The organism is Massilia sp. 01N410 (assembly GCF_056399665.1).
Genome location: NZ_JBFTRV010000013.1, coordinates 58,635 through 83,455 on the forward strand (window position 1 = coordinate 58,635; position 24,821 = coordinate 83,455).

Genomic DNA, 24,821 nt, shown 5'->3' on the forward strand with positions numbered 1-24,821 from the left:
CGATGCAGCAAACCCGCGCCGCGTTCCCGGAATCTTCAGCTCACTGCGTCCTCGCCCAGCCGGCGCATGACGCTGGCGACGATGCGGTCGCAGCGTTCGCCGTCGAAGCCGAAGGCATCGTCGAGCGCGAAGTCGAGCTCCCGCGCCAGCGCCTCGCGCAGCATGGCCCGCGCGCGGAAGTAGCGGCTGCGCACGGTGGCTTCGGGAATGCCGAGCAGCTGTCCGGTTTCGTCGACGCTGAGTTCCTCGACCGCGCGCAGCACGAACACGGTGCGGAAGGCTTCCGGCAGCGCATCGATCTTGGCTTCGATCAGGCCCCGGGCCTGGGCGCGCAGCGCGGCCTGCTCCGGCTGCCCGGGCTCGCCCGCTTCGCGCGCGGCGCAGAACGCGTCCATGGCCGGCTCGGCGCCCAGCTCGATGACCTCGGCCATCCGGCCCGCGCTGCGGCGGCGCATCAGGGCGGCGTTCATCACGATGCGGGTCAGCCAGGTGGCGAGCGAGGACTCGCCGCGGAAGTCCGGCAAGGCGCGGTAGGCCTGGATATAGGCGTCCTGCAGCGCATCCTCGGCCTCGGCATCGTCGCGCAGGATGCTGCGCGCCACGCGGTAGAGCCGCCGGTTATGGCGCCGCATCAGGCGCGCGAAGGCGGCCTGCTCGCCATCCACCACGCGCTGCCGGATGGCGGCGTCCGAATCGTCGTCGACTGCTGGCTGCATGGCGTTCTCCCTGACGTGATGCCGATTAAGAAGCAAAGTGCTGCCGATTGGATGCAGGCCGCGGCCGCGGCGTTCCCGTATTTCCGTTCAGGCCGGGGCGGTCAGGCGGCTTTCGTACATTGCCGCCAGCATATCCGACTGGCTGACGATGCCGGCAAAGACGCCGCGTTCGTCCACCACCGGGATATGGTGCAGGCCCTGGTTGGTCATCAGCGGCACCAGCTCGGCGATCGGTTCGTCGATGCCGACCGTCTTCACCTGGCGGTGCATGATCTCGACCACCTTGCCCGGCCGGCTGCGCACGCCCAGCAGGTGGTTGAACAGGCCGCGCAGGCGTTCGCCGAGGGTCTGGTAATCGTCCAGGCCCGCATGATGCAGGAAATCGTTCTGGCCGACCATGCCGACCACGCGCTGCGCCTTGTCCAGCACCGGCAGCGCATGCAGGCCGTGCTGTCGCAGCAGGCGCCAGGCTTCGGCCAGCGGCATGCCGGGGCGGACCGTCACCGCGTCCTTCGACATGATCGCGCCGCAGGTGACGACGCCGAAGCGCCGGCCGTAGGCCTGGACTTCGGTCTCGAGCAGGATCTCTTCGAGGTCGTCGCGGCTGATGTCCAGCACCTGGCCGTAGCGCGCCAGCGCGGCGTCCAGGTCTTCTTTCGTGAAGCCGAGGCGCGCGGTCGGCACCGGGTCGCGGGTCGCGTGCACGTTCTTCAGCATCGACTGCTGGGTGTGCGGATAGCGGCGCCCGGTCAGGTTGTTGAAGACCAGCGCGACCAGCACGATCAGGGTCGAGTTCAGGCACACCGGCACGAAGGCGAAGCCGAAGCCGGCCGCGTGCACGGCCGGGCCGCCCAGCACCGTGGTCAGCGCCACCGCGCCGCTGGGCGGATGCAGGCAGCGCAGCAGGAACATCACGAGGATCGCCAGCGAACCCGCCAGCGGCGCCGCCAGCAGCGGATTGCCGATCGCCTTGGCGCAGGCGATGCCGACCAGGGCCGAGATGGTATTGCCGCCGATGACGGACCAAGGCTGGGCCAGCGGACTGGCCGGCACGCAGAACAGCAGCACGGCCGAGGCGCCCATCGGCGCCACCAGGGCCGCCGGCAGGGTGGCGCTGCCGAGCAGTTGCATGCTGAGCCCGGCGGTGAGCAGCAGGCCGATCAGGGCGCCTGCCACGGAGCGCATCCTTTCGGGACGCGGTACGGAATTACGTTGCGGCACGAAGGCGCGCATCCATTGCAAAGTCTGGTCCAAGATAAAACTTCTACAAAAAAAACATCACAATATGATATATTATTCGGCTTCTCCTTGCCACGCCCCCTTCAGTGAAAGCAGTGAAAGCTCCCCCCTCCCCGCTTGCCAAGTCCGACTTCGCCGCGCTCTCCGAATTCCGCTACCAGATGCGGCGCTACGAGCACTTCTCCGAAAACGCCGTCCAGGCCGAGGGCATCACGCCCCTGCAATACCTGCTGCTCCTGCACATCAAGGGCTTCAAGGGACGCGAATGGGCGACCGTCGGCGAGCTGGCCGAGCGCCTGCAGGCCAAGCCGCACGGGGTGGTGGCGCTGGTCTCGCGCTGCGAAGCCGGCGGCCTGGTCGAACGGCGCGCGAACGCCGACGACCGCCGCCGCGTCGAAGTGCACCTGCTGCCGCACGGCGAAGCCATCCTGACGCGCCTGGCCGAGATCCACCGCGCCGAACTGCGCGCCCTGCAAGGCGTATTCACGATTCCCAACCTCGATTGAGTCCCACGATGTCCGCTCACCTTCATTTGCCCGACCGCCGCGACTTTTCCGGCGACCTGCGCCTGCTGCTGATCGCGGCGATCGCCGCCGTCATCGGCGGCCTCGCCGTGCTTGCCGCACACGTGCTGCTGCTCCTGATCCGCTTCTTCACCGACCTGTTCTTCTACCAGCGCTTCTCGCTGGCCGATCTCTCGCCCGCCAACCACGGCCTGGGCGCCTGGGTCATCATCGTGCCGGTCATCGGCGGTATCGTGATCGGCCTGATCGCGCGCTACGGCACCGAGCAGATCCGCGGGCACGGCATCCCCGAGGCGATCGAGGCGATCCTGTTCAAGGACAGCGCGATGTCGCCGAAGGTCGCAGTGCTGAAGCCGCTGGCCTCCGGCATCGCGATCGGCAGCGGCGGCCCCTTCGGCGCCGAAGGCCCGATCATCATGACCGGCGGCGCGATCGGCTCCCTGATCGCCCAGCACTTCCACCTGACCGGCGGCGAGCGCAAGTCGCTGCTGGTGGCCGGCGCCGTGTCCGGCATGACGGCGGTGTTCGGCACCCCGGTGGCGGCGGTGCTGATGGCGGTCGAGCTGCTGCTGTTCGAACTGCGTCCGCGCAGCCTGCTGCCGGTGGCGGTGGCCTGCGCGGTGGCCGGTTTCCTGCGCCCGCTGGCGATGGAAGCGGGCCCGCTGTTCCCGCTGCAGACCATGCCGGTGGCGCCGGTTGCGCTGCTGTCCTGCGTGGCGGCCGGCATCCTGTGCGGCGCACTGTCGTGGACCATGTCGACCATGCTGTACAAGGTCGAGGACTGGTTCCACCGTCTTCCGATCCACTGGATGTGGTGGCCGGCGCTGGGCGCCCTCGCGGTCGGCATCGGCGGCTACTTCCAGCCGCGCGCCCTGGGCGTGGGCTATGACGTGATCGGCGACCTGCTGCACAACCACCTGGCGCTGGGCGCGGTCCTGGCCCTGCTGGCCGTCAAGTTCGTGATCTGGCTGATCGCGCTGGCCTCCGGCACCTCGGGCGGCGTGCTGGCCCCGCTGCTGATGCTGGGCGCCGGCCTCGGTTCCCTGCTCTCGCCCTGGCTGCCGGGCGCCGAACCGGCCCTGTGGCCGCTGGTCTTCATGGCCGCCACCCTGGGCGGCATGATGCGCGCGCCGGTGATGGCGGTGGTGTTCGCCTTCGAGCTGACCCACGATTCGAATGCCCTGCTGCCGCTGCTGGCCGCCGCCGCCGGCGCCTACGGCTTCACGGTGCTGACCATGGGCCGCTCGATCCTGACCGAGAAGATCGCCCGCCGCGGCCACCACATCTACCGCGAATACGGTATCGACCCGCTCGAGCGCCACAGCGTGGCCGAAGTCATGACCAGCCAGGTCCAGAGCGTCGATGCCGATGCCACCGTGGCCGAGGTGCTGGCGTCCCACTTCGGCCCCGGCCAGAAGCACCGCGGCTTCCCGGTCACGCGCGCCGGCCAGCTGGTCGGCATGCTGGACCGTGATGCGCTCAACGGCCAGGCGCCTGACACCCCGGTGGGCCGGCTCTTCGGCATCAACAGGCCGCCGGTGGCGCTGGCCGGCGAGACCTGCCGCATCGTCGCCACCCGCCTGGCCGTGCACGGCATCGAACGCCTGCCGGTGGTGGCCAGCGCCGGCGAGCCGCGGCTGCTGGGCATCGTCAGCCGCAGCGACCTGATCAAGGCGACCGCCGGCCTGCATGCCGAGGAACACGAACGCCGTGTGCTGCGGCGTAATCCCTTGTCGCGGCGGCAAGCATAACGCGGAGCAATCATGTACGATAGGCAATACGCACACCGCGCCATTGTCTATCCATCTTGAGGACAAGAACTTGATGAAACCGCTCAAGCAGACCCTTTCCGCCATCGCTGCCGCCGCCGCGCTGGTGTCCGCCGCCCACGCTGCCGCGCCGATGGTCAAGACCCCGGCTCCCGGCTACTACCGCATCATGGTCGGCGACTTCGAAGTCACCCCGATCAATGACGGCACCTTCGACCTGCCGGTCGACCAGATCCTGCACCAGAAGCCGGAACTCACCCGCGCCGCGCTGGAAAAGAACCACCTGAAGTTGCCGCTGGAAACCTCGGACAATGCCTTCCTGATCAACACCGGCAGCAAGCTGGTGCTGGTCGACACTGGCGCCGGCGCCCTGTTCGGCCCGACCGTGGGCAAATTCCTGCAGAACCTGAAGGCCGCCGGCTACCAGCCGGAACAGATCGACGAGATCTATATCACCCACCTGCACGGCGACCACGTCGGCGGCCTGTCCCACGACGGCCAGCGCAACTTCCCGAACGCCGTGGTCCGCGCCGGCAAGCCCGATGCCGACCGCTGGCTGAGCCAGGCGAACATGGACAAGGCCCCGGCCGACGAGAAAGCCGACTACCAGGGCGCGATGGCCTCGCTGAACCCCTACGTCAAGGCCGGCAAGTTCAAGGCGATCGAGGCCGACGGCCAGCTGGTGCCTGGCATATCGGCGCTGGCGGAACACGGCCACACCCCGGGCCACACGACCTATGTGGTCGAGAGCCGCGGCCAGAAGCTGGTGCTGATCGGCGACCTGATCCACGTGGCGGCCGTGCAGATGGACAATCCGCAAGTGACGGTCGCCTTCGACAGCGACGAGAAGGCGGCCTACGCCGCCCGCAAGAAGGTGTTCGACGACGCCGCGAAAAAAGCTTACCTGATCGGCGGCGCCCACCTGCAGTTCCCGGGTTTGGGCCACCTGCAGACCCAGGGCAAGGGCTACCGCTGGGTGCCAGTCAACTATACGCAGATGCGCTGATCAGGAGCCGGCCACGCCGGCCAGGATCGCTGCCAGCTTGTCGAGGTCGACCGGCTTGACCATGTGGTGGTCGAAGCCGGCTTCGAGGGCGGCGCGGCGGTCCTGTTCCTGGCCGTAGCCGGTCACCGCCACCAGCAGCATCGCGTGGGTGCGCGGATCGGCCCGCAGGCGGCGCGCCAGCTCGTTGCCGTCCATTTCCGGCAGGCCGATGTCCAGCAGGGCCACGTCCGGACACTCCCGCCACGCGCGCTCGAGGGCGCGCAGCGAATCGTTCTCCACCATCGCCTCGTAGCCGCAGGCTTCCAGCAGCATCGCCAGGGTGGCCGCGGCGTCGACGTTGTCGTCCACCACCAGCAGGCGCAGCGGCTGTCCCTGCTGCTGCGGCGCGGCGGCACCCGGCTCCTCGCTGTGCGCCGCGGACTGCATCAGCGGCAGGGTCACGACGAAGCTGCTGCCGCGGCCCGGTCCGGCGCTCGCGCATTCGACGGTGCCTCCATGCAGCTCAACCAGGTGCTTGACCAGCGCCAGGCCCAGCCCCAGTCCACCCTGCGAGCGGTCGGCCGAGCGCTGGCCCTGGGCGAACAGCTCGAACACGCGGTCGCCCAGTCCCGCTTCCATGCCGATCCCCTCGTCGCGCACCTCCAGCTCGAGGTGCTCGCCACGGGTCCGGGCCTCGACGTCGATGCGGCGCTCCTCCGGCGTGTACTTGGCCGCGTTGTTGAGCAGGTTGGCCAGCACCTGCACCAGGCGCGCCTTGTCGCCGAGGACCGTGGCCTCGGGATCGTCGAGCCGCACCGACAGGGCCTGGCGGCGGGCCTCGAACAGCGGGCGCACCTGCTCGATCGCTTCGTCGACGATGGTGCGCGCCGCCACCGGCGCCCGCGCCAGGGTCACCAGCCCGCGCGTGACGCGCGACACGTCCAGCAGGTCGTCCACCAGGCTGGTCATGTGCTTCACCTGGCGCCCGATGATGGCGCTGCTCTGGCGCACCCGGTTCTCGTCGAGGCGGCCGATCTTCAGCAGGTCGGCGGCGGCGCTGATCGGCGCCAGCGGGTTGCGCAGCTCGTGCGCCAGCATGGCCAGGAATTCGTCCTTGCGCTGGTCGGCCGCACGCAGCTTTTCCTCGGCCTTCTTGCGGTCGGTGATGTCGAGGAAAAAGCTGACGAGGCCGCCGTTGCTGGTCGGGTAGGCCCTCACCTCGTAGGTGCGCACCTCCCCTCCCGGCAAGCGATGCCGGTATTCGGCGCTGCCGGCAATGCGCTGGGACATGGCCCGGCGATACATGCGTCCGAGCTCGCTATCCACGGATTCGGGCCAGATCTCCCAGTGATTGCACCCGATCACCTGCTCGGCGGTGCGGCTGCCGAGACGCAGCCCCTCGGCGTTCATCTCGAGGACGGTCCAGTCAGATGAGAGCAGGCCAAAACCCTCGGCAATCGAATCGAGGATGATCTGGCTGCGGTCGCGCTCCGCGCGCAGGGCCTCGTGGGCGCGCGCCAGGTCGACCGCGGTCCACAGGCGCTCCGACAGGCTGCGCGCCAGCGCGATCTCGGCCTCGCTCCAGCGGTGCGGATGCTTGTGGCCCAGCGCCAGGAAGGATACCAGGCGGCCCGACTTCACCAGCGGCACCAGCAGGCTGGCGGTCACGCCCATGGCCATCAGGTAGGCCTTCTGGTGGGCGGCGGTGCGCGGATCGATGCGCACGTCGGTAATGGCGATGATCTCGCCGGCGCGCCCTGCCCTGGCCACGTCTTCGCCGAAGGCGTCGATCGCGAAGGTATTGCCGGACAGGTTGGACCTGCCGTGGCGCGTCCAGTCGCGCGGCACGTAGAAGGTGTTGCGCTCGTCGTCGACCTCGCCGTACATCACCCGCTCCACGCCCAGCTCCTTGCCAAGCAAGGCGCTGGCGGTGGCGATCGCCTCCTCGCTGGAGCCCGGCGGCCGCAGCGCGTCGGACAGCGCCAGCTCGAAGGCGGCGCGGCGTTCGGCCTCGACGCGGGCGGTGGTCTCGATGCAGGTGCAGTACATGCCCATCACCCTGCCCTCGCCGTCGTGCAGGGGCGAATACGAGAAAGTGAAATAGGTCTGCTCGGTATAGCCCTTGCGCTCCATGGTCAGCGGCATGTCCTCGAGGAAGGAGGACTGGTCCGCCAGGGCGCGCCCGGCGATCGGTCCGAGGTCGTGCCAGATCTCCCACCACACACGGTGGAACGGCTCGCCGAAGGCGGACGGATGCTTGTTGCCGAGAACCGGGATATAGGCGTCGTTGTAGAGGAAGACCTGCTGCGCCCCCCAGGCCAGGAACATCGGAAAGGTCGAGCTGAGGACCATCGACACGGCCGTGGCGAGTTCGGGCGGCCAGGAATCCGGCGGGCCGAGCGGCGACGATTGCCAGTCGTGCGCGCCGAGCAGGCGCCGCGTCTCGCTGTCGCCCAGCCCGGCGGTAATGCGCAGAATGTCAGCCATGATCGATTATTCCATAATTCATGGCGAGACGATTCACGATTTCAACATTGTGTCATGCCCTCTGTGGGCGATTCACAACTTACAGCTTGATGAAGTGCTCGCGGTAGTAGCGCAGTTCTTCGATCGACTCGACGATGTCGGCCAACGCGGTATGCTTTTGCGCCTTCTTGAAGCCCGATGCCAGTTCCGGCTTCCAGCGGCGGCACAGTTCCTTCAGGGTCGAGACGTCCAGGTTGCGGTAGTGGAAGAAGGCTTCCAGCTTCGGCATGCCGCGCGCCATGAAGCGGCGGTCCTGGCAGATCGAATTGCCGCACATCGGCGATTTATTGGCCGGCACCCACTGTTTCAGGAAGGCGATCAGCTGCTCTTCGGCCTGGGCTTCGTTCACGGTCGAGGCTTTCACGCGGTCGATCAGGCCCGACTTGCCATGGGTGCCCTTGTTCCAGGCGTCCATCTTGTCCAGCGTCTCGTCGCTCTGGTGGATGGCGAACACCGGGCCTTCGGCCAGGATGTTCAGCTCGGCGTCGGTGACGACCACCGCGACTTCGATGATGCGGTCGTTGTCCGGATCGAGGCCGGTCATTTCCATGTCGAGCCAGACGAGGTTCATGTCGTTCGGGCGCGGGGTAACGGTCGGGGTTTGGGTTTCGTTGGCTTGTGACATAATCTGTTCTTTGGTAGGTGACTCTAGTCAGTCGGGGTCAGAGCACAGGCGCTAAGTTCGTGCTCTGACCCCGAAAAACAGGATTTTCTCACAGGCACACGATGCTTTCATTCGCGTTTTCGGTTTTGTTCGTCATTTTTTTCATGCTGACCCTGGTGTTGCGGTATTGGCTGGCCAGCCGGCACGTCCGCCACGTCCTGCGTCACCGTGATCGGGTGCCGGCCGAATTTGCCGACCGCATCCCCCTGCACGCCCACCGCAAGGCCGCCGACTACACGGTCGCCAAGACCCGCTTCGGCCTGATCCACGCGGTCTGGAGCGGCCTGGTGCTGATCGGCTTCACCTTGCTGGGCGGGCTGCAAGCGCTGTCGACCGCGCTGCTGCACCTGCTGGGCCCGGGCATGGCGCACCAGATCGGCCTGGTCGTCGCCTACGCCGCCATCGCCGGCCTGCTCGACCTGCCCTTCACCTACTGGTTCCAGTTCGTGCTGGAGCAGCGCTTCGGCTTCAACAAGATGACGCTCAAGCTGTGGCTGGCGGACATGGTCAAGAGCACGCTGGTCGGCGCCGTGATCGGCCTGCCGCTGCTGTGGGTGGTGCTGTTCCTGATGGAGCGCACCGGCCCCCTGTGGTGGCTGTACGCCTGGCTGGTGTTCAGCGGCTTCCAACTGCTGATGATGGTGATCTACCCGACCGTCATCGCGCCGCTCTTCAACAAGTTCACGCCGCTTGCCGACGACAGCCTGAAAAGCCGCATCGAAGGCCTGATGGCGCGCGTCGGCTTCGCCTCGAAAGGCCTGTTCGTGATGGACGGCAGCAAGCGCTCGGCGCACGGCAACGCCTACTTCTCCGGCTTCGGCGCCAACAAGCGCATCGTCTTCTTCGACACCCTGCTGGAACGCCTCGCGCCCGCCGAGATCGAAGCCGTGCTGGCCCACGAACTGGGCCACTTCAAACTCAAGCACATCATCAAGCGCATCGTGGTCGCATTCGCGCTGTCGCTGGTCTTCCTGGCCCTGCTGGGCTGGCTGAAGACCCAGGTATGGTTCTACACCGGCCTGGGCGTCATTCCGCTGCTGGGCCAGAACAACGATGCGATGGCGCTGCTGCTGTTCATGCTGGTGCTGCCGGTATTCACCTTCCCGTTTGCGCCGCTGACCTCGATCACCTCGCGCAAGCACGAGTTCGAAGCCGATGCCTTCGCCGCCAGCCACAGCGATGCGCGCGACCTGGTCTCGGCCCTGGTCAAGATGTACGAGGACAATGCCTCGACCCTGACGCCGGACCCGCTGCACTCGGCCTTCTACGATTCGCATCCGCCGGCCTCGATCCGCATCCGGCACCTGGCTGAAGCGGGTGCGCTCTCCGGCACGGCCGGCATGGAGCCCGCATGAACAAGGCGCTGCCCCTGAACCAAGGCCACTGCATCCACGACGCCGCGGCGCTGGACGATGCCGCCGCTGCCAGTTTGCTGGCGCAAGTGCCCGACTGGCATGTCGACGGCCACCGCCTGGTGCGCGAGTTCCTGTTCCGCGACTACCACGAGACCATCGAGTTCGTGAACGCGCTGGCCTTCATGGTGCATCGCGAAGACCACCATCCGGACCTGCAGGTGGGCTACCGCCGCTGCACGGTTTCCTGGACCACGCACTCCGCCGGCCACCGCCTCAGCGAAAACGACTTCATCTGCGCTGCGAAAGCCGACGCGCTGTACGCCGGACGGGCCGGCGCATGAGCAAGGGCATGAACAAAAACGAGGCCCTGACCGGCACCATCGTCGCGGCGCACGGCCGCCACTACCTGGCCGAGGTCGATGGAGAATTCCTGCAGTGCGTCACGCGCGGCAAGAAGACCAACGTCGCGGTCGGCGACATCGTGCATCTGAAGCGCACCTCGAACGACCAGGCGGTGATCGAGAAGATCGCCGAGCGCACCACCCTGCTCTACCGCTCCGACCAGTACAAGTCGAAGCTGCTGGCGGCGAACATCACGCGCCTCTTCATCGTCGTCGCCACCGAGCCGAGCTTCGCCGACGACCTGGTCTCGCGCGCCCTGGTGGCCTGCGAGGCGGCCGGCGTCGAGGCCCACCTCATCCTCAACAAGGTCGACGTCGAAGAGCTGCTGCCGCGCGCCCGCGAGCGCGCCGCGCTGTACGCCAATCTCGGCTACCCGCTGCACGAAGTCTCGGCCAAGGCCGATCCGGAAGGCACCGTGGCGACCTTGATGCCGCTGCTGCTGGGGGAGTCCTCGATCTTCATCGGCCAGTCCGGCATGGGCAAGTCCTCGATGATCAACCTGCTGGTGCCGGATGCGGACATCGCGGTGCGCGAGATCTCCGAAGCCCTGGACACCGGCAAGCACACGACGACGTTTACCCGGCTGTACCGCCTGCCCGGCGACACCGGCGGCAACATCATCGACTCGCCCGGCTTCCAGGAATTCGGCCTGTATCACCTGACGGAAGGCATGCTGGAACGCGCCTTCGTCGAGTTCAAGCCCTTCCTGGGCGGTTGCAAATACTACAATTGCCGCCACCTGGCAGAGCCGCAATGCGCCATCCTCGGGGCGGTCGCGGAGGGCAAGATCGCGCCGATCCGCCACGCGCTGTATGCGCAATTACTACATGAGTCTGAACAGACCTTGTATTGATGGCATATAATTCAGAAGATCCCCGTATTCCCGACCTAACATGGCTGTCCAGACTCCCATCAAGCACTTCCTGCAATTCTCCGACTTCACCCGCGACGAGTTCGAGTACGTGATCGAGCGCGCGGCCGTCATCAAGCGCAAGTTCAAGGCCTACGAGGTCTACCACCCGCTGGTCGACCGCACCCTGGTGATGGTGTTCGAAAAGAGCTCGACCCGTACCCGCCTGAGCTTCGAAGCCGGCATGCACCAGCTGGGCGGCGCCGCGATCTACCTGAACACCCGCGACAGCCAGCTGGGCCGCGGCGAGCCGGTGGAAGACGCCGGCCAGGTCATGAGCCGCATGTGCGACATCATCATGGTGCGCACCTTCGGCCAGGACATCATCGAGCGCTTCGCCGCGAATTCGCGCGTGCCGGTGATCAACGGCCTGACCAACGAGCACCACCCCTGCCAGGTGCTGGCCGACGTGTTCACCTTCTTCGAGCACCGCGGTTCGATCACCGGCAAGACGGTGGCCTGGATCGGCGACGCCAACAACATGCTGTACTCGTGGCTGCAGGCGGCCGAGGTATTCGGCTTCCACCTGAACGTGTCGACCCCGAAGGGCTATGACATCGATCCGGCTCTCGTCAAGACGAAGAACTACACCTTCTTCGAGAACCCATCGGATGCCTGCCAGGGCGCGCACCTCGTGAACACCGACGTGTGGACCAGCATGGGCTACGAAAAGGAAAACGCCGAACGCCTGAAAGCCTTCGACGGCTTCATGGTGGACGGCGCCAAGATGGCGCGTGCCGCACCCGACGCGCTGTTCATGCACTGCCTGCCCGCCCACCGCGGGGAGGAAGTGGCGGCCGAAGTCATCGACGGCCCGCAATCGGTGGTGTGGGACGAAGCCGAGAACCGGCTGCACGTGCAGAAGGCGCTGATCGAGTACCTGCTGCTGGGCCGTATCGAGGACAAGTGATCCATCCACCAAGCTGATTTTTTACCGCAACGAAGTCTGATCGTCGGCGCGGGCCTGGTGCCCGAGCCGGCTGACCACAACATCCCTCCACGCCTCACATCACTGGAACTCCCATGAGCGACATTAAAAAAGTAGTCCTCGCCTACTCCGGCGGCCTCGATACCTCGGTCATCCTGAAATGGCTGCAGGATCACTACAACTGCGAAATCGTTACCTTCACCGCCGACCTGGGACAAGGTGAAGAGCTGGAACCGGCGCGCGCCAAGGCCATCAAGTTCGGCATCAAGCCGGAAAACATCTACATCGACGACGTGCGCGAAGAATTCGTGCGCGACTTCGTGTTCCCGATGTTCCGCGCGAACACCGTCTATGAAGGCGAATACCTGCTGGGCACCTCGATCGCGCGTCCGCTGATCGCGAAGCGCCTGATCGAGATCGCCAACGAAACCGGCGCCGACGCCATTTCGCACGGCGCCACCGGCAAGGGCAACGACCAGGTGCGCTTCGAGCTGGGCGCCTATGCGCTGAAGCCGGACGTCAAGATCATCGCCCCATGGCGCGAATGGGACCTGCTGTCGCGCGAGAAGCTGCTGAAGTACGCGGAAGACGCCGGCATCGAGATCGACATGAAGCACAAGAACGGCGGCGCGCCCTACTCGATGGACGCCAACCTGCTGCACATCTCCTTCGAAGGCCGCCACCTGGAAAACCCGAGCGCGGAAGCCGAGGAATCGATGTGGCGCTGGACCGTGTCGCCGGAAGCGGCCCCCGACCAGCCGGAATACCTGGACATCGAATACGAGCGCGGCGACATCGTCGGCCTGAACGGCGTCAAGATGACTCCGGCGCAGGTGCTGACCGAGCTGAATCGCCTGGGCGGCAAGCACGGCATCGGCCGGCTCGACCTGGTTGAAAATCGCTACGTCGGCATGAAGTCGCGCGGCTGCTACGAAACCCCGGGCGGCGCCATCATGCTGAAAGCCCACCGCGCGATCGAATCGATCACCCTGGACCGCGAAGTGGCGCACCTGAAGGACGACCTGATGCCGCGCTACGCTTCGCTGATCTATAACGGCTACTGGTGGGCCCCGGAGCGCGTCGCGCTGCAGACCCTGATCGACCACACCCAGCAAAGCGTGAACGGCTGGGTCCGCGTCAAGCTCTACAAGGGCAACGTGATCGTCGTGTCGCGCGACTCGAAGACCGATTCGCTGTTCGACATGAACATCGCGACCTTCGACGAAGACGGCGGCGCCTACAACCAGGCGGATGCCGGTGGCTTCATCAAGCTGAACGCGCTGCGCATGCGGATCGCGGCCAAGGCTCGCGCCAAGCGCGGTCAGTAGTCCCCCGCCACCGTCGTCCCCGCGCAGGCGGGGATCCAAGTTCTGCGTGAGCAGTCGAAATGCAAGCAAACTTGGGTCCCCGCCTTCGCGGGACGACGGGCACTCGTCAGAAGTGGAAGTTGGCCGTCACACTCCCCCAACGCGGCGCCCCCGGCGTATACCGGTACCCGCTCTTGTTAATCGCCGCCACATAGCGCTTGTCGAACAGGTTGACCACGTTCACGCGTAACTCGATCCCGCGCTTGATCGCATACGACGCCATCGCATCCGCCACCCAGTAATCGTCGGTATAGGACGGCGTGCCGACCGCGCCGTCGGTGCCGCGCAGCAGGCGGCCGGAATAGCGGACGCCGCCGCCGATCTTGAAGCCGGACGGGAAGCTGTAGGTGGTCCAGCTGGTGAAGGACGACTTCGGCGTATAACTCAGGGCATTGCTGCCGATCGCCGTGACCAGCTTGCCGGATTCGACGCTGGTGTCCAGCCAGGCATAGCCGGCGCTGACCGACCAGTTGCGCGTGATCTCACCGATCGCGCTCAGCTCCACGCCCTGCACGCGCTTGCGGCCGGTCTGGTAGTACTTCAGGTCGACCGGGTCCTGCTCGACCTCGTTCTTCACCTCGGTGCGGAACACGGCCGCGTTCAGGCCGAGGCGCTTGTTCATCAGTTCCCATTTGGCGCCCAGCTCGGTAGTGGTGCTCACCTGCGGGTCGAAGATCGGGTTCGAGGCGCTGTTGGCGCCGGTGCTGAGCGCCAGGTTCGAGCCCGGCGGCTGCCTGGAGTTGGCCCACAGCGCGTACACGCTGGTGTTGGCAGTCGGCTTGTACAGCAGCGAGAGCTTGCCGCTCACCAGGCTGTCCGTCAGCTCGACATGGGTCAGGACCGGGGTGCCGACCGGCAGGGTCGGGTTCGCGGCCGCGGTCGACAAGGCGACCGCGTCATAGGTGGTATCGAAATGATCGACCCGCACCGAGGCGCCGAGCAGCCAGCGCTCGCCCAGCCGGATGGTGTCGAGCAGCCAGGCTGCGGCGGTCGCCGTCTCGCCCTGGGTGCGGGCGCCGCTGCGGACCAGGTTCAGCCCAGTCACCGGCGAGGCCGGATCCGGGTGATAGAGATTCGCCGGCAGCAAGGTGCCGCCACCCGTATGGCTCCAGTTGCTCTGCTTCTCGTTGGCGAGGTCGAGACCGCTCACCAGGGTGTGGTGCAGCCGGCCCGTGTCCAGCTCCGTGGTCAGGGTGGTCTGGTTGGCCAGCACCGTGTTTTCCTGGTCCTTGATGGTGCGCGTGGTGCGGGCCAAGGTCCAGCCGGAGGGGGCGGCCTGGACCGGCGTCACGATGTTCGCGGTGTTGCCCATGAAGGCGCTGAGCAGGTAGAACTGCCTGGTCTTGCCGTAGCGACTGGTGTTCCGCAGGCGCATGCGCGGGCCGAACTCGTGCTCGACGATGGCGGTGAACATGTCGGCCCGCACCCGGTCGAAGTCCGACAGCGCACCGTAGAAGTTTTGCGGATCGACCGGGGCCGCCCCGGCCAGCCACGGACGCTTGGGATCCGGGCTGCCGTAGCCGGGCAGCCCGATGGTCGGCACGCCGCCGTCGGGGCGGTTGTCCTGCTTCACGTGCAGGTAGTCGAGATAGAGCCGGGTCGGGCCGCGCAGGCCGAAGGCGAGCGAAGGCGCGATCGCCCAGCGCTTGTCCTTGACCTCCTCACGCGCCGGGTTGCCGTTGTCCTGGTCGAGCAGGTTCAGGCGCATGGCGATGCCGCGGCGGCCGTCGAGCACGCGGTTGATGTCCGCGGTGCCGCGCAGGCGGTCCGCGCTGCCGGCGCTCAGGCTGGCGTCGCCGAAATTCCTGAGCAGCGGCTGCCTGGTGGCTAGGTTGATCGAACCGGTCGGCGCGCCGCGTCCGGTGTCGGTGCCGGCCGGGCCTTTCAGCACGTCGATCTGCTCGATGTTGAAGACGTCGCGCGAGATCGAGCCGATGTCGCGGATGCCGTCCACGAACACGCTGCCCGAGCTGTCGAAGCCGCGCATGTAGATGGCGTCGCCGGTGCTGGTATTGCCGTTCTCTCCGAGGAAGAAGGTGCCGACGCCCGGCGTGTTGCGCAGCGCCTCGGCCAGGGTGACGGCGCCCTGCTGCTCGATCAGCTCCTTCTTGATGACGACGACGGTCTGCGGCGTGTCCAGCAGCGGCTGGGTGTACTTGTCGGACGCAGACTGGGCCGCCTTGAAGTCGTTCTCGCGTTCGCCGTGAACGTGGACGCGCTGGGGCGAGCGGCCCTCGTCGGCGGCGGCAGTGGCGGCGCCGTCCGCGGCCTGGGCGGCGAGCGGCAGCATCATCGCCAGGGCGGCGCTGGCGGCGGGGCGGAGGACGGAGGGATGCTTGCGGCTGGTGATCGGGCTCTTCATGGTCTTTGCTTGTTTTGTTATGGAAGGGGTGTTGGAACGCCAGGGACTTTAACAACAATTCCATTTATGTAAACGCGAATCATTATCATTTGCGTTAACAAACCAAGATTCCACGAAGCGTTCCAGGACGCGGCGCGCGCGCTACCATTTGTGTTCAACCTCCGGCCGACATGAGCGATACGAGCGACACCCCTGCCTGGCCTGCATGGCCGGCACCAACGCAAGGGAACCGGGCTGCGCGGCCCTGCGCCAGTCCGGCGACGGCTCGTTTGCCTGCGGCGTCTACGAACAGCCCGATCCCTGCCGCGAGGTGCAGATCGGTGACGACAAGTGCCTGCAGGCGCGGCGCCGGCATGGTTTGCCGGCCTTGCCCTCGGACGCCGGTTTGTTGCGCTAGCGCACTTTTGTTTCCACCTGAGCTCGGCTAAATGTTACATTTGAGGCTGGGCCTTATTTTCTTGGAGATTCCGGCGTTCGCGACTTCGGGGTCAGAGCCCAACCGAGAGAACCGGGCTCTGCCCCCTACGGACCTCTAACCCCTGCGGATATGTTGCGAAACCTGAGCATCAAGAAAAAACTGACGATCGGCTTCGGCGCCATCGTCGCGATCATCCTGTTCCTGCTGATCCTGGCCTATAACAATTTCGCGCGGCTGTCCGAGGCGAATGCGTGGGACCGCCATACCCTCGAGGTGCTGCTGGAGACCAACCACATCGCGACCTCGGTGCTGCAGGTGCAGAGCGCGACCCGCGGCTATCTCCTGACCGGCAACGACAACCTGGTCGCGCCGATCCGCAGCGAGTACGAACGCGCCCGCAGCCACGTGCGCCGCGCGCTGGCGCTGACCGCCGACAATCCGGCCCAGAAAGAGCGCCTGCACCAGCTCGATCCCGTGCTGGTCGCCTGGATGGACAAGGCGATCGCGCCGCAGATCGAGTTGCGCCGCCGCGCCGCCGGCAACCCGGCGGCGGTCCAGGCGCAGACGGAAGCCGCGGTGCTGGCCGGCACCGCCAGCGTGGCCGGCATGCGCGAGATCCTTGACGATATCGCCGCCGAAGAGAACCGCCTGCTGGAGCAGCGCAGGGAAGACACGAGCGCGCTGCGCCAGTCGATGCGCGCGCTGCTGAGCGTGGGCGCGCTGATCTGCGTGCTGCTGGCGATCCTGATCGGCACCGTGCTGGTACGCGCCGTCTCGCGTCCGCTGGCGGCCCTGGCCGATGCCGCCCGCAGGCTGGGCGACGGTGTCCGCGGCGCGCGCGCCGAGGTGCTCTCGGGCGACGAACTGGGCCAGGTGGCCCTCGAATTCAACCGCATGGCCCAGTCCATCGAAGACAGCCACGCCAAGGAACTGGCCGACGGCCGCGAACTGCGCGCCAAGGTCGACGCCCTGCTCGGCGTGGTTTCGAAGGCCGCACGCGGCGACTTGACCGGCAACGTGGAGATCCGCGGCGAGGATGCCATCGGCCGCCTCGGCGAAGGCCTGGCGACCATGCTCGGCAACCTGCGCAGCCTGCTGACCAATGTGCAGCACGCCGGCATCCAGGTGGCCAGCTCGGCGACCCAGATCGCCGCTTCCGCTCGCCAGCAGGAAGCGACCGGCATCGAGCAGGCCCAGACCAGCGTCGAGGTGCTGGCCACCACCAAGGAAATGTCGGCCAACACCTCCCAGCTGCTGCGCACGATGGAGGAAGCGACCCAGGTGGCCGACTACACCACGAACGCCACCGCCGACGCCCAGGACAAGCTGAAGCACATGGACCACACCATGCAGCAGATGGTCAATGCCACCGATTCGATCGGCGCCAAGCTGGCCGCGCTGTCCGAGAAAGCCAGCAACATCAACAGCGTGCTGACCACCATCACCAAGGTGGCCGACCAGACCAATATCCTGTCGCTGAACGCCGCGATCGAGGCCGAGAAGGCCGGCGAGGCAGGCCGCGGCTTTTCGGTGGTGGCCACCGAGATCCGGCGCCTGGCCGACCAGACCTCGGTCTCGACCTGGGACATCGAGCAGATGCTGAAGGAGATGCAGTCGGCGGTGTCGGCCAGCGTGATGGGCATGGACAAGTTTGCCGAAGAGATCCGCCGCAACGTCGGCGAGGCGCGCCACGTGGCCGAACAGCTGTCCGGCATGATGGACCAGGTGCGCAAGCTGTCGCCGCGCTTCGACCTGGTGCTGCAGGGGATGCAGTCGCAGGCCGTCGGCGCCTCGCAGATCTCGGGCACCATGATGCAGCTGTCCGACGCCAGCCAGCAGACCGTCGAGTCGCTGAAGGCCACCAGCGAGGCCGTGCACCGGCTGCAGTACGCCGCCGGCGACCTGCAGCAGTCGGTCGCCACCTTCTCCGTGAATGACTGAGACCCGCGCATGAAGGTGCTGGCGTTTCACATCGGGCGCGAACGCTATGCCCTGCCCCTCACCGCCGTGCTGCGGGTGCTGCCGGTGGCGCGCCTGAAGGCGCTGCCGGGGGCGCCGCACTACGTGCCGGGCCTGCTGGACCTGCACGGCGAAGTCATCCCCGTGATCGACCTGTCGCGCCTGGCCGGCACGCCGCCCGATGCGGTGCGCTACGACACCCGCATCCTGCTGGTCGAGGTGGCGGCGGCCGGACGGCTGCGGCGCCTGGGCCTGAAGGCCGAGCGCGTGACCGGGGTGGCGGACATCGGCGCCGAACTGGGCGACGGCGGTGTGCTGGCCGCCCCCTGGCTCGGCGGGCTTGCGGCCGGCGGTACCGAACTATCCGGTCGCGCCGCCGGCATGCTGCAGCTGATCGATCCGGAGCGCCTGCTGGCGCCCGAGGTCGAAGCCCTGCTGTTCGGCGAGGCCTGCGCATGAATCTCGGCCAGCTGCTGAAGGACAGCACCGGCCTGGTGCTGCCGCCGGACGCCGTCGAACGCGCCGTACGCGAGCGCATGCTGCGCCTCGGCCTGGACGCGCGCCAGGACTATGCGCCGCTGCCCGGCACGCCGGAATTCGACGCCCTGGTCGACCTCGTGATCGTGCCCGAATCCTGGATGTTCCGCGATCCGGACGTGTTCGACACCGCGCTGCGCTTCGTCCGCCGCCGCCTGCTGAGCCATCCGGGCCGGCAGCTGCGCCTGCTGTCGATTCCCTGCGCCGGCGGCGAGGAGCCGTATTCGATGGCGATGACGCTGGCATCGAACGGCATCGCGCCCGCGCAGTGCCGGATCGACGCGGTCGACCTGTCGCGCGCATCGCTCGATCGCGCGCGCCTGGGCCGCTACACGCGCAACGCCTTCCGCAGCGCCGACCTGGCCTTCCGCGACCGCTGGTTCCGCCAGGACGGCGACGACTACCTGATCGACGATGCGCTGCGCCGCTACGTCCGTTTCAGCCAGGGCAACCTGCTGCGCCCGGCCACCCTGCCCGACGGCGGCGCACGCTACGACCTGGTGTTCTGCCGTAACCTGCTGATCTATTTCGACGATGGCGGCCGCGCCGCCGCGGCCGCCGTCATCGAGGCGCTGCTGGCCGACGACGGCCTGCTGCTGTCCGGCTTTGCCGAGGCCCCGGCCTTCTGCCGCCGGGGATTTTCTCCGCAATCGCTGCGCCATCCCTATGCCCTGCACAAGGAGAGCATGGCGACGGTGCGGCGGCGCCCGCGTCCCGCCACGCCGATGCCGCCTGCGCCTGCGCCGGCGCGGCAGACCACGGCGCCGGTGAGCCCGCCGGCGGCGACCTCCCTGGCGGCGCTGCTGGCCGAGGCCCGGCGCCTGGCCGACGCCGGCCGCCTGCCGGACGCGGAGCGGGCCTGCCAGGAAATCCTTGCCTTCCAGCCCGAGCTGGCCGAAGCCTGGTTCCTGCTCGGCCTGACCAGCGAATGCGCCGGCCAGCCGCGCGCGGCCGAACGCCACTGGCGCCGCTGCCTCTTCCTGCAGCCCGAGCACTACGAGGCGCTGTGCAGCCTGGCCCTGCTGATCGAGCAGCGCGGCGATGCGCATGACGCCGCCCTGCTGCGCCGGCGCGCCGCCCGCGTGCATGCGCGCCGGCGCGACCCGGGGGCACGGCGATGACGCAGCTGTCCATGCCCGGCGAGTCGTCCGCCGACTGCTGGCGCCGCATCGGCGTGTCCGGCGACCGCAGCTGCGCGGAGCTGGAGCGCCACGTCCACTGCCGCAATTGCCCGGTCTACGCGGAGGCGGCCCAGCGCAAGCTCCAGCGCGCGGTCGAACCGGATTACCGCGAGACCTGGGCGCGCGAACTGGCCCGGCCCGAACCGGCGCCCGCCGCCACCGATGCCGCCGCGATGGTGTTCCGCATCGGCGCCGAATGGCTGGCGGTGCCGATGGCGCTGGCCGCCACGGTGGCGCCGCCGGCGCCCGTGCACCGCCTGCCGCACCGCTCCGGCGGCGCCCTGCTCGGCGTGGTCAACGTCGGCGGACGGGTGCTGCCGGCGGTGTCGCTGGCGGCCCTGCTCGGCATCGACACCGCCGGGGTGCCGGCGCCGGCCGGCCGCCACAGTTTCGAGCGCCTGCTGGTGCTGGGCTTGCGCGGCCAGCGCGTCGCGGTGCCGGTCGCGGAGATGCACGGCATCCTGCGCCACGCATCCGCGGCCCTGCGCGCGCCGGCCGCCACCCTCGGCCACCTGCCGGCGGCGCTGGTCGCCGGCGTGATCGCCGACGGCGCCAGCGAGGCCGGCCTGCTGGACGCCGCCATGCTGGAACGTGAAGTATTGGGGACGCTGCGATGAGCATCGACCAGGGATTCGGCGACGACCTGAGCGGCTTTTCGATGCTCGAGCTGTTCCGCATGGAGGCCCAGGCCCAGGCGCGTGTACTCACCGACGGCCTGCTGCGCAGCGAGCGCGGCCAGGACCCCGCCACGCTGGAAGCGATGATGCGCGCCGCGCATTCGACCAAGGGTGCCGCCGCCATCGTCGGCATGGAGCCGATGGTGAAGCTGGCGCATGCGATGGAAGACGTGTTCATCGCCGCCCAGCAGGGCCGGCTGGCCCTCGATGCGGCCGGCGTCGACGTGCTGCTGGAGGCGGTCGACCTGATGCGCCATCTGGCGGCGCTGTCCGAGGCCGAACTGATCGACGCCGGCCCGCATCGCGGCCGGGTCGAGGCGGCACTTGCCGCACTCGACGCACTGCAGGCCGGCGCCCGGGAGGCACCCGCGGTCATGCCGCTGGCGCCGATCGCCGCGCAGGTGCCCGCCGCTGTGCCCGCCGCAGTTCCCACCGCTTCCGCTCCGGCACCGGCGCCATTGCCCGCCGCCGCGCCGCCCCTCGACCCCGGCAACGAACTCCTGACCCTGGCCGGCCAGGCGCGCCTGCACGCCGGCCAGCTGCGTCCCTGGATCGATGCCCTGCAGCGCCACAAGCGCCAGCAGCACGGCATGTTCGCCGCCCTCGAACAGCTGCGCGAAGCGATCGTGGCCGGCGGCGACCCGCGCCTGCTGGAACTCGCGCGCGTGGTCGACGAGCGCGCGCGTCCCCTGCGCGACAGCCTGCAGCGCAGCATCCTCGATGCCGAGCACTACGAGCGGCAGGCGACCGGCGTCGCCACCCGCCTGGTCGACGAAGTGCTCGAACTGCATATGTGCCGCTTCGGCGACGGCCTGCACGGCCTGCCGCGCATGGTGCGCGACCTCGCGCGCAGCCTGGGCAAGGACGTGCGCCTGGACGTCACCGGCGCCGACACCCTGGTCGATCGCGCCGTGCTGGTGCGCCTCGAAGCGCCGCTGGGGCAGCTGCTGCGCAATGCGGTCGACCACGGCATGGAGCCGCCTGCCGAACGCGCGGCCGCCGGCAAGCCCGCCACCGGCACCATCCGGCTTGAAGCGCGCCACCGCGGCGGCATGCTGTCGATCGAGGTGAGCGACGACGGCCGCGGCGTCGATCCCGAACGGATCCGCCGCGCCGCCGTCGCCCGCCGGCTGGCCGCTCCCGGCTTCGCCCAGGCGCTGTCGAGGCCGGAGCTGATGGAATTCCTGTTCCTGCCCGGCTTTTCGCTGAAGGAGGACGCCAACGAGATCTCCGGCCGCGGAGTCGGCCTGGACGTGGTGCACGAAGCGGTGCAGGCGCAGAACGGCACGGTGCGGGTGGAGTCCACGCTTGGCCGCGGCTTCCGCACCGCCATCGTGCTGCCGGTCACCCAGTCGATCGTGCGCGCGCTGGTGGTGGACGTGCTGGGCGAGCCCTATGCCCTGCCGATCGCGCGCGCCGAACGCGTGCTGCGGGTGCCGGCCGGCGCGGTGCAGACCCTGGCCGGCCGCCAGTACCTGGAGGTCGAGGGCGTCCACCTGGGCCTGGTGGCGGCCGGTCGCGTGCTCGAGCTGGGCGACGCCACGCCCGGCGCCGAGCTGGCGGTGGTGGTCATCGGCGGCGCGCGCGAGCGCTACGGCCTGGTGGTGGACGAAGTGCGCGGCGAGCAGAGCCTGACGGTGCAGCCGCTCGATCCGGTGTTCGGCAAGCTGCGCGACGTCGCCTCCTGCGCCCTGCTCGACGACGGCGCCCCGGTGCTGATCCTCGACGTCCCCGACATGCTGCTGTCGATCGCGCGCCTGCTGGAGACCGGCGAATCGCTGCAGCCGGTGCCGGCCGGCGCCGGCGCGCGCCAGGATGGACGCCAGGCCGCGCGCCGCATCCTGGTGGTCGACGATTCGCTCACCGTGCGCGAGATGCAGCGCAAGCTGCTGGCGGCGCGCGGCTACCGGGTCGACGTCGCCCTCGACGGCGTCGACGGCTGGAACAGCGTGCGCGCCGGCGCCTACGACCTCGTGATCACCGACATCGACATGCCGCGCATGGACGGCATCAGACTGCTCGAACGGATCCGCCAGGACCCTCGCCTGCAGCGGCTGCCGGTGATGATCGTGTCCTACAAGGACCGCCCGGAAGACCGCGCGCGCGGACTCGAAGCCGGCGCCGATTACTACCTGGCCAAGGGCGCCTTCCACGACGCCACCCTGCTCGACGCCGTTCGCGATTTGATCGGCGGGCCCTTGCCGGGAGAAGGGTCATGAGGATCGGCATCGCCAACGACGTGCCGATTGCGGCCGAGGCGCTGCGCCGGGTACTGGCCGCCAGCGGCGAGCACCAGGTGGCCTGGATCGCGCGCACCGGCGTCGACGCCGTGCGCCTGTGCGCCGACCTGCGGCCCGACCTGGTGCTGATGGACCTCGAGATGCCGCTGCTCGACGGCGTCGAGGCGACCCGCCGCATCATGGCGAATGCGCCCTGCGCGATCCTGGTCGTCACCGCGCGCCCGCAGGACAATGTCGGCCAGGTGTTCCGCGCCCTCGGCGCCGGCGCCCTCGACGTGGTCGCGACCCCGGTGCTGCTCGGCCAGCCGGGCGGCGAGGCGGAGCTGCTGGCCAAGATTCGCACCATCGGCAAACTGGTCGCCGGCCGCCCCGCCCCGGTGCCGGCCGGGGTGCCGCACGTGGCGCGCCTGGTGGCGATCGGCGCCTCGACCGGCGGACCGGCTGCGCTGGCGCGCCTGTTCTCGCTCTGGCAGCCGCCGCCCGACACCGCGGCGGTGGTGGTCCAGCACATCGACAGCAGCTTCGCCGCCCAGCTGGTGCGATGGCTGGGCGAGCAAAGCCCCGCGAAGATCGCGCCGATCGCGGACGGCGATCACCTCGAAGGCGGCATGGTGCAGGTGGCGACCACCGCCGACCACCTGCGCCTGGCACCCGGCAATCGCCTGCGCTATGACGCCGAGCCGCGCGACGAGATCCACCGCCCCTCGATCGACATCTTCTTCCATTCGGTGGCGCGGCACTGGGGACGCACGGCGGCCGGGATCCTGCTGACCGGCATGGGCCGCGACGGCGCCGCCGGCCTGTTCGCGATGCGCGCGGCCGGCCACACGACCATCGCCCAGGACGAAGCCAGCAGCGCGGTGTACGGCATGCCGCGCGCCGCCGCCGAGATGAACGCTGCCCAGAAAATTTTGCCGTTAGACAATATTTCAAAGTGGTTATCGGATAGAATTGGCGGCGCGTAATGACGCACGCATTTCCATCAATTCAAATTCAGCCGATGTCCGCAGTCAGTCCCATCCACACCGAGCCAGACCCCGCCAGCTACCAGATACGCGTGCTGCTGGTCGACGACCAGCTCATCATCGTCGAAGCCGTGCGGCGCATGCTCGCCGCCCATCCCGACATCGCCTTCCATTACGTCACCGACGCCCAGGCCGCGCACGCGGCCGCGCTGGCCCTGCGGCCGACCGTGATCCTGCAGGACCTGGTGATGCCGGGCGCCGACGGCTTCCAGCTGCTTGCCGGCTACCGCGCCGACGCATCCCTGCGCGAGGTGCCGGTGGCGGTGCTGTCGGCCAAGGAAGAAGCCAGGCTGAAAGCGCATGGCTTCGCGGTCGGCGCCAGCGACTACCTGGTCAAGCTGCCCGATGAGCTGGAACTGGTGGCGCGCATCCGTCACCACTCGCGCGGCTACATCAGCCTGCTGCAGCGCGACGCCGCCTACCGCTCGCTGCGCGCCAGCCAGGAAGAGCTGACGCACGCCAACTTCGAACTGCGGAAGCTGGCCGCGCTGGACGGCCTGACCGGCATCGCCAACCGCCGCCGCTTCGACGAAGCGATCGACACCGAATGGCAGCGCGCACGCCGCCGGCAGGCGCCGCTCGCGCTGCTGATGTGCGACGTCGACCACTTCAAGCACTACAACGACAGCCTCGGCCATCCGGCCGGCGACCTGTGCCTGAAGAAGACGGCCGCCGTGCTGACCGGGCAATTGAAGCGTCCGGCCGACCTGGTGGCGCGCTACGGTGGCGAGGAATTCGCGATCCTGCTGCCTGAAACCGGCCTGGAAGGCGCCCTCAAGCTGGCCGAGGACTGCCGCCGCCACCTCGAACAGCTGGCCCAGCCGCATCCGGCCGCCCCCTGCGGGACAGTGACGATGTCGATCGGGGTGGCCAGCGCCTTGCCGGGCGAAGGCGGCAGCATCGAGGCGCTGATCGCCGCCGCCGACGGCGCGCTGTACGAGGCCAAGCGGGCCGGGCGCAACCAGGTGGCGGCCGCCGGCTGAGCGAGGCGCGCGGCGCTTGGGCCGGCCCTTTGCTACCATCGCCCGGTGACCATC

Annotated in this window: 21 protein-coding genes; 16 read left to right on the top strand and 5 right to left on the bottom strand. The window is 68.4% G+C overall.

The genetic code is table 11. The features are described from left to right. Positions 1 to 35: 35 nt before the first annotated feature. Both AC1DOP_RS17650 and AC1DOP_RS17655 read right to left on the bottom strand, forming a co-directional pair. The gene (locus tag AC1DOP_RS17650) at positions 36 to 716 is read right to left on the bottom strand and encodes an RNA polymerase sigma factor (RefSeq protein ID WP_442121645.1); all 681 of its coding nucleotides are present in this window, start codon (positions 714 to 716) and stop codon (positions 36 to 38) included. An 87-nt stretch (positions 717 to 803) separates the two neighbouring features. After that, positions 804 to 1,970 (bottom strand): HPP family protein, encoded by a 1,167-nt coding sequence (locus tag AC1DOP_RS17655; protein WP_477252485.1) that lies wholly within the window; start codon positions 1,968 to 1,970, stop codon positions 804 to 806. 146 nt (positions 1,971 to 2,116) lie between these two features. On the opposite strand from AC1DOP_RS17655, the gene AC1DOP_RS17660 reads away from it, so the two are divergent. The 3 genes from AC1DOP_RS17660 (at position 2,117) to AC1DOP_RS17670 (ending at position 5,254) form a co-directional block, all read left to right on the top strand. After that, a complete protein-coding gene (locus AC1DOP_RS17660; protein ID WP_442121742.1) occupies positions 2,117 to 2,461 on the top strand; it encodes a MarR family winged helix-turn-helix transcriptional regulator in 345 nt (114 codons plus the stop codon). Between the two features lie 8 nt (positions 2,462 to 2,469). Further along, complete coding sequence (locus AC1DOP_RS17665; RefSeq protein WP_477252487.1) at positions 2,470 to 4,230, top strand: chloride channel protein; 1,761 nt, start codon at positions 2,470 to 2,472, stop codon at positions 4,228 to 4,230. 73 nt (positions 4,231 to 4,303) lie between these two features. Further along, the gene (locus tag AC1DOP_RS17670; RefSeq protein WP_477252591.1) at positions 4,304 to 5,254 is read left to right on the top strand and encodes an MBL fold metallo-hydrolase; all 951 of its coding nucleotides are present in this window, start codon (positions 4,304 to 4,306) and stop codon (positions 5,252 to 5,254) included. On the opposite strand, the gene AC1DOP_RS17675 is transcribed toward AC1DOP_RS17670, so the two are convergent. Beyond that, a complete protein-coding gene (locus AC1DOP_RS17675) occupies positions 5,255 to 7,720 on the bottom strand; it encodes an ATP-binding protein (RefSeq protein WP_477252489.1) in 2,466 nt (821 codons plus the stop codon). Between the two features lie 79 nt (positions 7,721 to 7,799). After that, entirely contained in the window at positions 7,800 to 8,384 is a 585-nt protein-coding gene (orn, locus tag AC1DOP_RS17680) for an oligoribonuclease (protein ID WP_477252491.1), read from the bottom strand. 101 nt (positions 8,385 to 8,485) lie between these two features. On the opposite strand from orn, the gene AC1DOP_RS17685 reads away from it, so the two are divergent. The 5 genes from AC1DOP_RS17685 (at position 8,486) to AC1DOP_RS17705 (ending at position 13,346) form a co-directional block, all read left to right on the top strand. After that, entirely contained in the window at positions 8,486 to 9,778 is a 1,293-nt protein-coding gene (locus tag AC1DOP_RS17685) for a M48 family metallopeptidase (RefSeq protein WP_442121651.1), read from the top strand. Continuing rightward, positions 9,775 to 10,119: a 4a-hydroxytetrahydrobiopterin dehydratase gene (locus tag AC1DOP_RS17690; protein ID WP_477252494.1), complete on the top strand. Its 345-nt coding sequence runs from the start codon at positions 9,775 to 9,777 to the stop codon at positions 10,117 to 10,119. The genes AC1DOP_RS17685 and AC1DOP_RS17690 overlap by 4 nt, the downstream gene beginning before the upstream one ends. Positions 10,120 to 10,127: 8 nt before the next feature. Then, the gene (gene rsgA / locus AC1DOP_RS17695; protein ID WP_477252496.1) at positions 10,128 to 11,033 is read left to right on the top strand and encodes a ribosome small subunit-dependent GTPase A; all 906 of its coding nucleotides are present in this window, start codon (positions 10,128 to 10,130) and stop codon (positions 11,031 to 11,033) included. Between the two features lie 40 nt (positions 11,034 to 11,073). After that, on the top strand, positions 11,074 to 12,000 hold the full coding sequence (gene argF, locus AC1DOP_RS17700; RefSeq protein WP_477252498.1) for an ornithine carbamoyltransferase: 927 nt from the start codon (positions 11,074 to 11,076) through the stop codon (positions 11,998 to 12,000). Between the two features lie 113 nt (positions 12,001 to 12,113). Next, a complete protein-coding gene (locus tag AC1DOP_RS17705; protein WP_442121655.1) occupies positions 12,114 to 13,346 on the top strand; it encodes an argininosuccinate synthase in 1,233 nt (410 codons plus the stop codon). Positions 13,347 to 13,452: 106 nt separating this feature from the next. On the opposite strand, the gene AC1DOP_RS17710 is transcribed toward AC1DOP_RS17705, so the two are convergent. Next, the gene (locus AC1DOP_RS17710; protein WP_477252501.1) at positions 13,453 to 15,747 is read right to left on the bottom strand and encodes a catecholate siderophore receptor Fiu; all 2,295 of its coding nucleotides are present in this window, start codon (positions 15,745 to 15,747) and stop codon (positions 13,453 to 13,455) included. Positions 15,748 to 15,952: 205 nt separating this feature from the next. Between AC1DOP_RS17710 and AC1DOP_RS17715 the strand changes: the two genes are divergently transcribed. The 8 genes from AC1DOP_RS17715 (at position 15,953) to AC1DOP_RS17750 (ending at position 24,767) form a co-directional block, all read left to right on the top strand. Beyond that, positions 15,953 to 16,144: a hypothetical protein gene (locus AC1DOP_RS17715; protein WP_477252503.1), complete on the top strand. Its 192-nt coding sequence runs from the start codon at positions 15,953 to 15,955 to the stop codon at positions 16,142 to 16,144. A 150-nt stretch (positions 16,145 to 16,294) separates the two neighbouring features. After that, positions 16,295 to 18,106 (top strand): methyl-accepting chemotaxis protein, encoded by a 1,812-nt coding sequence (locus tag AC1DOP_RS17720; protein WP_442121658.1) that lies wholly within the window; start codon positions 16,295 to 16,297, stop codon positions 18,104 to 18,106. A gap of 9 nt (positions 18,107 to 18,115) precedes the next feature. After that, positions 18,116 to 18,583, top strand: a complete 468-nt coding sequence (locus AC1DOP_RS17725) for a chemotaxis protein CheW (protein WP_442121659.1) — start codon at positions 18,116 to 18,118, stop codon at positions 18,581 to 18,583. Continuing rightward, a complete protein-coding gene (locus tag AC1DOP_RS17730; RefSeq protein ID WP_442121660.1) occupies positions 18,580 to 19,782 on the top strand; it encodes a CheR family methyltransferase in 1,203 nt (400 codons plus the stop codon). Before AC1DOP_RS17725 ends, AC1DOP_RS17730 begins: the two co-directional genes overlap by 4 nt. After that, the gene (locus tag AC1DOP_RS17735) at positions 19,779 to 20,459 is read left to right on the top strand and encodes a chemotaxis protein CheW (RefSeq protein WP_442121661.1); all 681 of its coding nucleotides are present in this window, start codon (positions 19,779 to 19,781) and stop codon (positions 20,457 to 20,459) included. The genes AC1DOP_RS17730 and AC1DOP_RS17735 overlap by 4 nt, the downstream gene beginning before the upstream one ends. Then, positions 20,456 to 22,738, top strand: a complete 2,283-nt coding sequence (locus AC1DOP_RS17740; RefSeq protein WP_442121662.1) for a hybrid sensor histidine kinase/response regulator — start codon at positions 20,456 to 20,458, stop codon at positions 22,736 to 22,738. Before AC1DOP_RS17735 ends, AC1DOP_RS17740 begins: the two co-directional genes overlap by 4 nt. Beyond that, a complete protein-coding gene (cheB, locus tag AC1DOP_RS17745) occupies positions 22,735 to 23,724 on the top strand; it encodes a chemotaxis-specific protein-glutamate methyltransferase CheB (RefSeq protein WP_477252507.1) in 990 nt (329 codons plus the stop codon). The genes AC1DOP_RS17740 and cheB overlap by 4 nt, the downstream gene beginning before the upstream one ends. A 35-nt stretch (positions 23,725 to 23,759) precedes the next feature. Further along, the gene (locus AC1DOP_RS17750) at positions 23,760 to 24,767 is read left to right on the top strand and encodes a diguanylate cyclase (protein ID WP_442121664.1); all 1,008 of its coding nucleotides are present in this window, start codon (positions 23,760 to 23,762) and stop codon (positions 24,765 to 24,767) included. The last annotated feature ends 54 nt before the right edge of the window (positions 24,768 to 24,821 follow it).